This is a genomic window from Arthrobacter oryzae, from assembly GCF_031454875.1.
Taxonomy (GTDB): Bacteria; Actinomycetota; Actinomycetes; order Actinomycetales; family Micrococcaceae; genus Arthrobacter; species Arthrobacter oryzae_D.
In genome coordinates this window covers 486,879-499,179 of the sequence record NZ_JAVDRQ010000002.1, presented here as the reverse complement: position 1 = coordinate 499,179, position 12,301 = coordinate 486,879, and the positions used below count along the sequence as shown (strand labels likewise).

At 67.1% G+C, this 12,301-nt stretch carries 12 protein-coding genes; 5 read left to right on the top strand and 7 right to left on the bottom strand.

What is annotated here, in order from left to right:
- Positions 1-8 precede the first annotated feature (8 nt).
- Positions 9-992, bottom strand: coding sequence for a LysR family transcriptional regulator (locus J2805_RS05575; protein ID WP_309970392.1), 984 nt, complete (start codon positions 990-992; stop codon positions 9-11).
- A gap of 92 nt (positions 993-1,084) precedes the next feature.
- On the opposite strand from J2805_RS05575, the gene J2805_RS05570 reads away from it, so the two are divergent.
- Positions 1,085-2,350, top strand: coding sequence for an MFS transporter (locus J2805_RS05570; protein ID WP_309970389.1), 1,266 nt, complete (start codon positions 1,085-1,087; stop codon positions 2,348-2,350).
- Positions 2,351-2,358: 8 nt separating this feature from the next.
- Here J2805_RS05570 and J2805_RS05565 read toward each other — a convergent pair whose 3' ends face one another.
- Positions 2,359-3,522, bottom strand: coding sequence for a trans-sulfuration enzyme family protein (locus tag J2805_RS05565; protein ID WP_309970386.1), 1,164 nt, complete (start codon positions 3,520-3,522; stop codon positions 2,359-2,361).
- Positions 3,523-3,654: 132 nt separating this feature from the next.
- On the opposite strand from J2805_RS05565, the gene J2805_RS05560 reads away from it, so the two are divergent.
- Entirely contained in the window at positions 3,655-4,158 is a 504-nt protein-coding gene (locus J2805_RS05560) for an Lrp/AsnC family transcriptional regulator (RefSeq protein WP_309970383.1), read from the top strand.
- 41 nt (positions 4,159-4,199) lie between these two features.
- Here the strand turns inward: J2805_RS05560 and J2805_RS05555 are convergent, their stop codons facing one another.
- The 3 genes from J2805_RS05555 to J2805_RS05545 all read right to left on the bottom strand — a co-directional run bounded on the left by J2805_RS05555 (position 4,200) and on the right by J2805_RS05545 (position 6,596).
- Positions 4,200-4,439 carry a 2-nitropropane dioxygenase gene (locus J2805_RS05555; protein WP_309970380.1) on the bottom strand — a complete coding sequence of 80 codons (240 nt, stop codon included), beginning with the start codon at positions 4,437-4,439 and terminating at the stop codon, positions 4,200-4,202.
- Positions 4,436-5,185: a helix-turn-helix domain-containing protein gene (locus J2805_RS05550; RefSeq protein ID WP_309970377.1), complete on the bottom strand. Its 750-nt coding sequence runs from the start codon at positions 5,183-5,185 to the stop codon at positions 4,436-4,438. The genes J2805_RS05555 and J2805_RS05550 overlap by 4 nt, the downstream gene beginning before the upstream one ends.
- A gap of 169 nt (positions 5,186-5,354) precedes the next feature.
- Positions 5,355-6,596 carry an MFS transporter gene (locus J2805_RS05545; RefSeq protein ID WP_309970374.1) on the bottom strand — a complete coding sequence of 414 codons (1,242 nt, stop codon included), beginning with the start codon at positions 6,594-6,596 and terminating at the stop codon, positions 5,355-5,357.
- 161 nt (positions 6,597-6,757) lie between these two features.
- Here J2805_RS05545 and J2805_RS05540 point away from each other — a divergent pair, with 161 nt between their 5' ends.
- Genes J2805_RS05540 through J2805_RS05530 form a run of 3 tightly spaced genes read left to right on the top strand, consistent with a single transcriptional unit; the run spans position 6,758 to position 8,763 of the window.
- Positions 6,758-7,270, top strand: a complete 513-nt coding sequence (locus J2805_RS05540; RefSeq protein WP_309970371.1) for an Lrp/AsnC family transcriptional regulator — start codon at positions 6,758-6,760, stop codon at positions 7,268-7,270.
- 15 nt (positions 7,271-7,285) lie between these two features.
- The gene (gene corA / locus J2805_RS05535; protein WP_309970368.1) at positions 7,286-8,281 is read left to right on the top strand and encodes a magnesium/cobalt transporter CorA; all 996 of its coding nucleotides are present in this window, start codon (positions 7,286-7,288) and stop codon (positions 8,279-8,281) included.
- Between the two features lie 11 nt (positions 8,282-8,292).
- Positions 8,293-8,763 carry a hypothetical protein gene (locus tag J2805_RS05530; protein WP_309970364.1) on the top strand — a complete coding sequence of 157 codons (471 nt, stop codon included), beginning with the start codon at positions 8,293-8,295 and terminating at the stop codon, positions 8,761-8,763.
- On the opposite strand, the gene J2805_RS05525 is transcribed toward J2805_RS05530, so the two are convergent.
- Both J2805_RS05525 and J2805_RS05520 read right to left on the bottom strand, forming a co-directional pair.
- Positions 8,760-11,420, bottom strand: a complete 2,661-nt coding sequence (locus J2805_RS05525) for a PEP/pyruvate-binding domain-containing protein (protein ID WP_309970360.1) — start codon at positions 11,418-11,420, stop codon at positions 8,760-8,762. The genes J2805_RS05530 and J2805_RS05525 overlap by 4 nt on opposite strands.
- A gap of 40 nt (positions 11,421-11,460) precedes the next feature.
- Complete coding sequence (locus tag J2805_RS05520; protein WP_309970355.1) at positions 11,461-12,300, bottom strand: S1 family peptidase; 840 nt, start codon at positions 12,298-12,300, stop codon at positions 11,461-11,463.
- Position 12,301: the final 1 nt, after the last annotated feature.

Here is a 12,301-nt window from a genome sequence, read left to right as displayed (position 1 = left end):
AGTGGGCGTCAGCCTTCCGAACGTGACCGGACGAGTCCGGTCAGCAGCCCCGGCCCTTCCGTCACCACCAGCTCCCGGAACAGCCTGACCTGGTCCGGCTCGGCCTCGGGCCCGCCGCGGCGCTCCCGCCATGCGAGGCCGATTTCACGGAATGCCAGGTCAGACACCAGCGGCACCTCCACCCAGCCAAGGTTGCCGGTATGCGGTGCAACAGTCCGGCCGGGAGCCGGCCCGCCGGGCGGCAGGATGCTGACCCCGAGCCCGGCGGACACCAGGCCGCGGACAGTATGGGAATCCTGGCTTTCGAAGGCGATCCGCGGGCGGATGCCGGCTTCGCGGAACAGTGCGTCCGTCAGCGAGCGCAGGCCGTATCCGGGCCTCATCGCCGCAAAAGGATCCTGCCTGATGTCCGCCATCCGGGCGCTGGTCCGGCCCGCCAGCGGGTGTTCATGGTGCACCACCAGACGCAGTGGTTCCCGGTACAGCGCCGCGGAGCCGATGCCCCGCCCCGCTGGTGCGATGGGCGCCGTCAGGGCGAGGTCAGCGGCGCCCGCCGCGAGATCCGCCAGGCACGTGTCCCGGGCGCCCTGGCTGAGGTCGAAAGCGGTCTGCGGGTGGCGGCTGCGGAAGAAGCTGATCAGCAGGGGCAGCGTCGCCTCGCCAAAGGTGTGCTGGAACGCCACTGCAATCCTGCCTCGCACCACTTCGGACTCGTGCCGCACCAGGTCCAGCCCGGTCCGGAACTCATTGAGGGCCGAGTCGATATAGGGCAGCAACACCTTGGCCGCCGGAGTCAGCCGGACTCCCCTGCCTTCCCGGACGAGCAGGTCTGTGCCCACCACGGCGCTGGCGCGGGCGAGCGCACGGCTGACGGTGGACTGCGGAATGCCCAGCAATTCCGCTGTTTCCGTTACGTGCTGGGTCCGCCCCAGCTCGGACAGGACGGGAAGCAGGGGCAGCAGCTGCGCCAGCTGCTTTTGCTCGATGTCCATCTCCAGCCTCCCGTATATTGATCCGTTTCTGCCATCTATTCTATGTAAATCATGCATTGGAAGCATGTCTTCCGGCCACTTACGCTTGTTTTATGCCCGCGCTTTCTACTCAGACCACTCCGAAACCGGAGCCGTGGCAGGGCCATCCGAAAGGCTCGTCGGCCTACGGAAGGCTGCTGGCGGGATTGGCGTTCGCCGGGGTGGCAACCTTCGCGCAGCTCTACTCCACCCAGGCCGTGCTGCCCATCATGGCGTCAGACCTGCAAATCACGGCGGCCGAAGCGGCCCTCACCATTTCCCTCGCGACCGTGGGGCTGGCCGTCACCGTCATCCCGTGGTCCTTCCTCGCGGACAGGATCGGCCGTGTCCGCGCCATGGCACTGGGCGTGTCTGCTGCGACCGTCCTGGGCCTGCTTACGCCCCTGGCCGCCACTTTTCCCGTGCTCCTGGGCCTGAGGCTGCTGGAGGGCATGGCGCTGGGCGGGATACCGGCGATCGCCATTGCTTACCTGAACGAGGAAGTCCACAAGGCGCATGCCGCGCTGGCCGCAGGGACCTACGTCGCTGGAACCACGCTGGGCGGACTTGCGGGGCGGCTTGTTGCCGGCCCCGTGGGGGAACTCTGGGGATGGCGGGCCGCAACATTGGCCGTCTCGATCCTGGCCGCAGCCGCCGCCGTCCTCTTCCTGCTCCTGGTGCCCCGCGCCCGCGGCTTCACCTCGGCACCGGCCAGCGGCTTCCGGGGCGCGGCAAGCACCCTGGCCGGCCACCTCCGCAATCCCCGCCTGCTGGCTCTCTACGTACAGGCGTTCCTGCTCATGGGCGGCTTCGTGGCCGTCTACAACTACCTCGGATTCCGGCTCTCCGGAGAGCCGTTCGGGCTTCCTGCCACCCTGATAAGCCTCATCTTCGTGGCGTACCTGTCCGGGACGGTCACGTCCCGGCTGGCCGCAGGCCTCACCGTGAGGTTCGGACGGCGGACCATCCTGTTGGCCGGCATCGTGCTGATGGTCCTGGGCCTGGCCCTGACCCTGACGCAATTGCTGGTGCTGATCCTGGCAGGGCTGCTGATCTTCACCGGGGGATTCTTCGCGGCGCACAGCATCGGGGCCGGCTGGACCGGAGGAATCGCCGCCACGGGGAGGGCGCAAGCAGCCTCACTGTACAACCTCGCGTACTACCTGGGCTCCAGCGCCATCGGCTGGGCCGGAGGCCTGGTCTTCCAGTCATTCGGCTGGACGGCGCTTGCCCTGTCGGTCATCGGGTTGGGATGTACGACGGCGGTGATCACCGCCGTCGTACATCCCGCCTCGGGTGACCGGCGAAAGAAAAATGCCGGGCAGCCGGAGCCGGCCTGAGCAGTAAGCTACTGCGTTCCCTCGATGGCCTGCACCAGGTCCGCCACAATATCCGCGGCGTCCTCCAGCCCCACGGACAGCCGCAGCAGCCGGGCATGGGGCTTTGCCTCGGCCGCAACGGGCCGGTGCGTCAGCCCCGCCGGGTGCTGGATGAGGGTGTCGATTCCGCCGAGCGAAACGGCATGGGTGATCATCCTGACCGCCGCCGGGATCCTCTCAGCGTGCTCCGCACTGGACAGTTCGAATGCCATCAGCGAACCCGGACCGGACATTTGGGTTCCCACTAACCCCAGGGGATCGCACTCCGGGAGTCCCGGGTAGCGGACAGCCTTCACCAGCCCGTGGCCGGCGAGCGCCGAGGCGACCTTGTGCGCGGTTGCCTGCTGCTGCCGGATGCGGACCGGGAGCGTGGCCAGGCCGCGGTGGAGCAGGTACGCCGGCCAGGGGCCCAGGATGCCTCCGGTCACGGCCCGGACCTGACGGAGCCGCGTGGTCCACTCCGGGGAAGCCGCCACCACTCCGCCCATCGCGTCTCCGTGGCCGCCGAGGAACTTGGTGGCGCTGTGCAGCACCAGCGAGGCGCCATGGCTGAGCGGCTGCTGCAGCACGGGGCTGGCGAACGTGTTGTCCACCAGGAGCGGGACGCCGTCGGCGTCGGCCGCCAGCCGCGCGATATCCACGAGCTCCAGGCTGGGGTTGGCGGGTGTCTCCACAATCACCAGCCCCGTGTCGGGCCGCAGAGCGGACCGGACACCGTCCGGCGCCGCAAAGGTCACGTCCGTGCCCAGGACGCCTGAGGCGAGGACGTGGTCGCTGCCGCCGTACAGCGGACGGACCGCCACCACGTGCTTCTTGCCGGCGGCCACCGTGGCGAGCAGTACTGCCGAGAGGGCTGCCATACCGGTTGCGAAGGCCACAGCCTCGGGCGCGCCCTCCAGGACCGCCACACCTTCTTCGAAGCGGGCAACCGTGGGGTTCCACAGGCGCTGGTAGACGGTGCTCTGGCCTTCCAGGTGCACCCCGCCGGTGGCCATCTGTTCGTAGGCCCGTCCGCCGTCGTGTACTGACGGGAGCGGTGCCGTGGTGGAGAGGTCAATCGGCACGGCGTGGACGCCCTGCTCGGTGAGGCCGTTCCGGCCTGCGTGGACAGCCAGTGTGTCTAGGGAATGCACGGGACTCCTTTGAATTATTCGCCATTGAATCCGGCAAGTATCTGGCAATAATTCGGAGTTTTATAGGGCCGGTGAATAGAACTGTCGGAAATTGAAGTTTATGATGAACTCATCACACTTTGAGGAGGCCCCGTGAGCAACGGTGCGAAGAATATTCGGCTCGGCGCGGGAACCGAACCGCTGGATGCCATCGACGAGCGGCTGCTCGCCGCCCTGGTGGACGACGCCCGGATTTCGAACAAGCAGCTGGCCGAGCTCGTGGGCATCGCCCCGTCCACGGCGCTGATGCGTACCCGGGCACTGTCCGAACGCGGCATCATCCAGGGCTTCGAAGCCAAACTGAGCCTGTCGGCCATCGGGCGTTCCGTCCAGGCCCTCATCGCCGTCAGGCTCCGTGCCCACGACCGCGAACAGATCGACCGGTTTACGTCCCGGGTGCCGAGGCTCCCGGCCGTGCTCTCCACGTTCCACACGTCCGGCTCGGTGGATTACCTGCTGCACATCGCTGTGGCGACCACCGAGGACCTGCGCGATTGGGTCCTGGATAACCTGGCAACCGATCCCGTGGTGGGCCACACCGAGACCACGCTCGTATTCGACCACATCCAGGGCAACCACGGGCCGCTGCCCGACTGAGTTTCCTGGAGGACGGCCGGATCGCGCTCAGCGGCTGGCTCCTAGCGCCAGATGTGGAGCCCGGAGTGCGCGGCGCCCATGATGTCGCTTCGCAGCACGTCCAGCTGCTCGCGGCGGAGCCTTGCGGCGCGTTCGCGTTGAGCCCAGTCGGAGAGAATGACACGCCGGCGTTCGGCCCAACGGACCAGAGCGGAGCCCAGTCCGGCCGCGGCCGACTCGACGACGGTCGGGCGGCGGTAGGGGCTGCAGGCCACTGAACCGGTAGCGGAGGCTGTGCTCATGGCACTTTCCTTTCAGGACTTCCTGGTTGTGCGTTCTCTGGTTGTGCACGCTCTGGTTGTGCACGCTCTGCTTGCGCACGCTCTGCTTGCGCACGCTGCGGCGAGCGGCTCCGGCCTCCCGCCGAAGCGGGTACACCAAGGATGGGGAAGGCATTCAGGTGGATCTGCACCGGGCGGGCGCCTTCCTGCTCGCCTTCACTCCTGATGTCCTCCAACAGGCGGTGTCCGTAGGCTTCCAGTGCATGGGTATACCTCGCCAGCTGGTCCGCGGTCAGGCGCGCATTCGCAGTGCTGATGAGGGCCGCATGGAGCCATTCGGCGTCAAGGCTTTCGTTGCCGTGCGCCATAAAGTCCGCCAGCACGGCCTGCCTGCCGTGTTCAAACTCGCGGGTGACCAGCCGGGAGGCTTCCTCCGTTGCCGGCGACGTTGCCAGCTCCGGTGACGTGATCTGGATTGCCCCGCGTGGCCGTTCCCACCAGCGCTCCCGCGCCGTGCCCTTACCTTCCACTTCCCTGACAAAGTCGTGCTTGGCCAGCTGGCGAAGGTGGTAGCTCGTGGAACCGCTGGACTCGTTGAGCAGTTCGCCCAGGCTGCACGCCGTTTGCGCCCCGTAGCGCGAGAGCATCTCGAGGATCTGCACGCGCAGCGGGTGCGCGAGCGCCTTCAGCGACACGGTGTCCACACGGCGGACAGGGAACTCCTGGTCCTCATTTGCCGGGAGATCGACATCAGCTGAACTGTTCATGCCTCCAAAAATACTCTTGCAAAGAAACCTTTGCAAGCATTTCTTTGCAATGCTTTGTTTGCAACAATTTCTTTGCAAGCGGGCCGATCGAGAGCCCGGCAGGGCCACCGGTTCTTCCCGCGCTCGCGCTCCCCGTTCCCCAGACCCCAGCCTGGTTCGGGCGGTCCGCTCAGCCCGCCTGGCGGACCGCCTGGGTAGTCGTCACGGCGGCGAGGACGAACGCCAGGAGTGCGCAGATCACCACAAAGCCGGCGACTGCCGCCTGCAGGCCGTACGCCGCCGTCGCCAGCCCCAGACCAATAACGGGGAGGGCGCTGCCAAGGTAGGTGATCACATAAACAGTGCTGATGATCTGCGCATGCCTCGACGCCTCCACTTTCCCTGCGACGTCGTTGAACACCGTCCGGAAAGACACCCCCTGGCCCACGCCGGCGGCCAGGCTGGCCGCAATAAGCAGCCACGGGCTGCTCCAGGCAGCGGCAGCGGCGATCAGGAGCACCGACACGGCGAGCACGGCAAGGCCGGCAGGCGCCACGAACCTCCCACGGACTGCCAGCAACTGGCTGAGGGCGGAAGCGCCGAGCGTGAGTCCGGCGAGCACGCCGATGAGCGGGCGGGAATCGGCGTCGACGATTTGGGCAAAGTAGCCGGGAGCGAGCGAAAGGCAGAAGCCAAACACCGCAAAGCTGAGGAACCCGACGGCTGAGGCGAGCCAGAAGGCGCCGCGGGCCTCGCTCGAAACGGACGGACGGCGCGGCGCGAGCACCTTCAGCGGCTGGGGGCCGGCAACGGAAGAGATGGCCGGCCGCGCCTTCAGCAGGCAAAGCGGGACGAGCATGGCGATGAGAACCAGTGAGTGAAGGTAGTACGGCGTGGATGTCGGTCCCGGCAGGAGGGACAGGATGCCGCCAATGGCCGGTCCGGCGGCCACTCCCCCGGCGGATGCCAGCAGGGTGAATCGCGAGGCCCAGTCGGGGCGGGCGGGAAGCAGTTCACGCAGCGCAGCGGAACTGGCACCGGTGGCCAGGGCCACGGCGATGCCCTGAAGGGCACGCCCGGCGGAAAGCATCGCCAGGTTGTCCGCGTTGGCAAAAATCAAGCCGCCGGCCAGACCAACGACCACCGCCAGGAGCAGAGCCGCCCGGCGGCCGATGTGGTCGGACCAGTGCCCGGCCAGCAACAGCGTGGACACGAGAGCCAGCACGTAGGCGGAGAACGCCACCGTGATTCCGAATGACCCGATGCCAAGGCTGGCCTGAAGCAGCGGGTAGAGCGGGGTTGCGAGGTTCGCGCCAACGAGCAGCGTGAAGATCACAACGCCCGCCATAACGAGCCGCGCCGTGGTGGAAGCGTCCCATGCCCAGCGTCCGGCGGTGGCCGGACGCATGCGCAGTTCGCTGAAGACAGTCATGAGCGTGCCTTTGCCTGCAGTGCCGGACCGGTCCGTTCCTGATGGGAACAGCCCCGAAGTCCGGGCGAAACAATTGATACCTACAGAATGGGACACGGCTGACCCTCAGCACCGAAAACCATGCCAAAATTGATCAAAACAGTCAATGATCCCTGGCAACGATGAACCGGAGTGACGATTTGAACAGCCTGGACAGCACGGACCTGAAGATCCTGCTGGAACTGATCCGGGACCCCCGGGTCCAGATCGGCGAACTCAGCGACTCGCTGGGCATCGCCCGCAATACGGCGCAGTCCCGCATCCGCCGGATGCTCCGCTCCGGCCTGCTGCACGACGGCGGGCGGGAGATCGACCTCGAGGCGGTGGGGTACGACGTGGTCGCCTTCGTGACAATCGAAGTCAGCCACCGGGAACTCGACGGCGTGGTGGGCACCTTGCGCCTGATCCCGCAGGTCCTGGAGGTCCACGAGATTTCCGGGCGGGGCGATGTCTGGTGCCGGGTGGTGGCCACGGATACGCACAACCTGCAGACGGCGCTGCGCTCAATCCTCAGGATCAAAGGCGTGATCCGCACGGAGACTGTCCTGGCGCTGCATACGCACATTCCCTACCGCACGGAGCCGCTGATCAGCAGGCTCGCCCAGAGCGCCGCGCCCGCCATACGCGCCAAGTGACTGGGATAATGGCCCGTGACCATCATCGACAACGCCGTGTACGTCAACGGCCACCGCACCGCCGAGCCGCACAATCTTGAACAGACCTTCGAGACCCTGGCGGACCATGGGGGCATGGCCTGGATCGGACTGTACCGGCCCACGGAGGCTGAAATGTCCGCCGTGGCCAAGGAGTTCAACCTTCACGGGCTCGCCGTGGAGGATGCGATCTCCGCGCACCAGCGCCCCAAGCTGGAACGGTATGACGACGTCCTCTTCACGGTGCTCCGTCCGGCCAGGTATCTGGACGCGACGGAAACCGTCGAGTTCGGCGAACTCCACATTTTCACGGGCAAGAACTTCGTGGTCACCGTCCGGCACGCGGAAACCGCCGGCGTGGCCCGGGTGCGGCAACGCCTGGAGGAGCGCCCGGACCTCCTGAAGCACGGACCGGAGGCGGTGCTCTACGCACTCATGGACCAGGTGGTGGATGACTACGTTCCCGTCGTGGCAGGACTGGAAAACGACATTGATGAGATCGAGGACCAGCTGTTCAGCGGCGATTCCGCTGTTTCCCGCCGGATCTACGAGCTGGCCCGCGAAGTCATCCAGTTCCAGCGCGCCATCCATCCGCTGCCCGCAATGATGCAGCTGCTCAAGCGCGGGTTCGACAAATATGATGTGGTCACCGATCTGCAGCACCACCTTCGCGATGTGGAGGACCACGTGGAACGGCTGGTCTCCCGGGCGGACTCGTTCCGCGACATCCTGCAGAATGCGCTCACACTGGACGGCACGCTGACCGCCAACCGGCAGAACGAGGCGAGCGCCGAGCAGAACGAGCAGGTCAAGAAGATCTCGTCGTGGGCGGCAATCTTCTTCGCGCCGTCCTTCGTGGCCGGCGTCTACGGCATGAATTTCGATCACATGCCCGAACTGCACTGGACGCTCGGCTATCCTCTCGCCATCGCCATGATGGCCGCGACCGCGGCACTGATGTACATCATTTTCAAACGGAAGGGCTGGCTCTAGGAGCCGTCGGCATGACCAATTCATTTGCGGGCGACCCGCAGCCCGGGCTTCGGCCGGGACGGATCATCATTCCCGGCACAGCACGGCAGCTGGGCACGTTCGGGCTGTTCGTCCCGGCCCCCGGCCAGCGGCGAACCGTGGAGGTGGCGGGCACGTCGCTGGACGCGAAGAGCGCCGAGGGGGACCTCCTGTGGATCGGCTATCCCGAACTGACGCGGGCGGCTGCAGGGGATGTGGCATCGCTTGCGGGCCGGTTCGCGGAATGGGTGGTGGACGGCGTTCCGGCACCTGCCGACGCCGTTGCCGGTTCGCCGGAGTGGCGGAAGTTCATGGACATTATGGACGCCTTGTTCGCTGCGGACGTCACCCTGTTCCTCATCGGCACGGCGCTCCCGGACTTCGGCACGGACAGCCCGCTGTCCCGGCTGCGGCGCGTGGAGTCAGACGAAGAGCTGCCGGCCGGGCACTCCTCCGGCAGCTAGGCCGTTCCGGGCTGACCCAGGGTCACGGTGCCGGCGTCGCCGTCGACCTCTATCTGCTGGCCGCTCGCGATCCGGCGGGTCGCCACCCCGGTCCCGAGCACCGCGGGGATGCCATACTCCCTGGCCACGATGGAACTGTGGCTCAGCGGCCCGCCAACATCCGTCACTACGGCCGAGGCCATGGCGAACAGCGGGGTCCAGGCCGGAGTGGTGATGCGGGCCACCAGCACCTCCCCCGGCTGCATCCGGGCGAAGTCCTCGGGACCGGCCAGCACCCGGGCCGGAGCACTGACCCGGCCCTGGCTGGCGCCCACACCCTTGATCGTGTTCCCCTGCTGGTCCTGGGATCCCTCCGGCATCATTCCGGCCATGGAGCGCTGCAGCCACCGGATTTCGGGGAGCATCTGCGGGGCTGCGGCCTTGCGCTGGCCCCGCCAGCGCATCCTGCGGTCAGCGACCGCCTCAGCCAGCACGGGCCGCTGAGCACCTGTGATTGCCGCCGGGCCGCTGGGGTCGGCAAGTCCGAATTCGACGGCGCTGCCGGCTTCCTGGCGCCGAAGCCAGAACACGTCATCGGGCTCGGCAATGAGTCCGGCCGCGACCAGCCGCCGCCCCAGTTCACGCAGCATCCGGCGCATCAGCGGCCAGCCGAGTCCGACGTCGGCCAGAGCATCTTCGCGGATCGGCGCGGACCCCTGGGCCCACCGGAGCAGCCGTACGAAGGCGGCACGGCGAGCAGGGTGCAGGCGGGCCAGAATTCGATTCGTGCTGTCCTCCCGGCGGGCAGCCGCGAGCTCCCGCCTCCGGTGCGGGTCGTTGCCCTGGCCGCGGAGGTAGAACTTCAGTGTGTCCAGCAGCGGGGACGGGTCATCGGCCGGCACGGGGTTGATGAAGTCCAGGTTGTAGACCGCATGGCCGAAGCGGTCCAAATGCAGCTGGAAGCGGTGTTCAAACTGCTGCCACAGTCCTTCGTCCATGCCGGCCGGAGGTGTTCCTGACAGTTGTGCCGCGGCAAGCGATTTTGTCGGCGTCGCCAGGATGGCGTCCGAGAGTCCCGGGACCCCGCGGGACCACCCGGCAAGGTCGAAGAGGGCCGTTTCGGCCCGGATGGGTTCGCTCTCGTAGCCGAGCAGGAACGTCTGGGCGGGCGGATCGGCCTCGCGCCGAACGAAGGCGTCGTAGAACTTCTGGAAGGCGAGTTCGCTGGATGAAGCGACCGGGATGATGGACTGGACGGCGGTGTAGTACACCGTACCGGCGTCAAGCAGCGCCGACATGCCCTCGAGCAGCTCCTGTCCGGTGAGTTCCGCAACGGGCCTGGCGGACCAGGATTCCACCACGTGCACGTAGCGCGGGTGGGAGTAGTCCCGCCAGCCGGGGATTCCCATGTGGGCGTCACCGCGGATAAGGGCCCGGACCGCTGCAGGGAGCTTGCCCATCATGCGCCACAGTCCGGACGTGCGGTAGTAGTAATAGGCGTAGCCGTTGATGACCGGCAGGCCCAGATCGCCGTCACGGAGGCTGCTCTTGCCGAACGCCTCATCCAGCAGGGCATTCAGCGAACGCGAGACTGACCCGTCGATGAGGTCCGCGAACAGGGGTGACAGCGGATCGGGAAGCTGCTCCACGATGCTCGCCCGGAAGTAAAGCCCCTTCGGGTACGGCACGCTCCAGTCGGTCGGCGTTTCGCCCGCGGGTTCGGGCAGCGCCGTGATGGGCCGGGACTGAAGGATAAAGAATTCTCCGTCGCGCCGCGCCCACTCAATGTCCTGCGGGGAACCAAGGTGCTGCGCGATGCGTGTCCCGTAGCCGGCCAGCGTGGCCGCGGCGGCGTCGTCCAGCACGGATTGACGACGGCGGGAAGGCGGCACCGGCACCTCGCGCGTACCCCGGTCCGCGTAGACCGTCATGGTGTCCTTGTCGGCCGTGCGCCGGGACACCACGCTGCCTGTCGGGCCGTCGACGACGATGTCGTCCGTGGAAACAGCGCCGCTCACCACGGACTCCCCCAGTCCCCAGGCAGCGCCGATCACGATCTGGTCGCGGCGTCCCGTGGCAGGGTTGGCGGTAAACAGCACTCCCGCTGCATCCGCCTCCACCATTTCCTGAACCACAACGGCCAACCGGACGTCCTCCGGCCGGATGCCCTCCCGGGCCCGGTATGCCATCGCTCGCGCGGTCCAGAGGGAGGCCCAGCAGTTGATGACCGCCTCCGTGAGGGCATCGCTGCCGCGAACGTTGAGGTATGTGTCCTGCTGACCTGCGAAACTCGCCGAGGCCAGGTCTTCGGCGGTGGCGGAGGACCTCACTGCCACAGCGGCTTCCCCGCCTGCGCCAGCCGCCAGCTGGTGGTAGGCGTCGCGGAGCTCGGCTGCTACCACCGCCGGCATCCCGCCGCCGCTGAAGAGACCGCGGATCCGCCCGGAGGCCTCCTCGTAGTCCTGCGTTGTCGCGGAAGCCGGCAAGGCGGCTTCCGCCTGAATAAGCCTGGTCAGGCCGTTCTCCCGAACGTACAGCTCGTAGGCGGCTGTGTTCAGCAGGAATCCCCGCGGTACGGGCATTCCCGCGCGTACCAGCTCGCCCAGCCCTGCGCCCTTGCCGCCCGCCACGGCAACGTCGTCACGGCCAACCTCGCGCAATTCACTGATGTAGCCCATGAGCGAGCCGCCTCCTGTTCGGCCGGTGCAAACAAAACCGTCAGCGCAAGCCGGCGGTAGCCCTGATCCAGTCCAGCTCATAGGGAATGGACGCCGAGAGGTTCAGGTAGGCAGGGGCCGGCGGCAGTTCAATGGCGTTCGTAACCCCCACAAGCTTCTGTTCGCCGTGATCGGACCAGATGACCGGCCCGCCGCTGTCGCCGCGGTTCGCCGATGTGTACGGCGAATACGTACAGAACTGCCAGGGTCCGGCGATGTCCGGACATGACGCCGAGGGGACCGTCGTCAGTTGGGTTTCGATGAGCCTGCGCGGCGCATCGCAGGGTTCCACCGCCTTGAAGGGGTCCCCCGTGCAGCCGAAACCGGCCACGGTGACCTCAGCGCCGACCGGCGCCGGTGTGGAGGCCAGCCCGATGGTCGGCTCGGAAACGGCCGACTGCAGGAAGAGCAGCGCGATATCGTCCTTGATCAGTGCCGGGTCGTAGTGCGGCATGGGCACGGCCCTTGCCACGCCGATGGTGTACTGATCGCGTTTTTGGCCATAGTGGAATGTCACGTCTATGGCGGAGGGGCTGCGTCCGTTGTTCCGGATGCAGTGCGCGGCCGTGACCACGGTGTCCTCCTTGATCAGGGACCCGGTGCAGGATGCAACGCCTTCCGGGTAGGCCAACTGCACCCTGACCGCCCACGCGTAATCGTCCGAATCCGCCCTGCTGCCGTTGAATACTGCGAGTGCGGGTGTCGCTGTTGCGGCCGTCAGGACTGCGGTGACGAGAACCGACAGCAGCTGTGCAACGGGTCGCCTGCGGCGGCGTCCGGAGCGTGCCTGGATCGTGTCACTGTTGCTGGGCGTGGTCTGCGTGGGCTTGCCGTTGCGCATG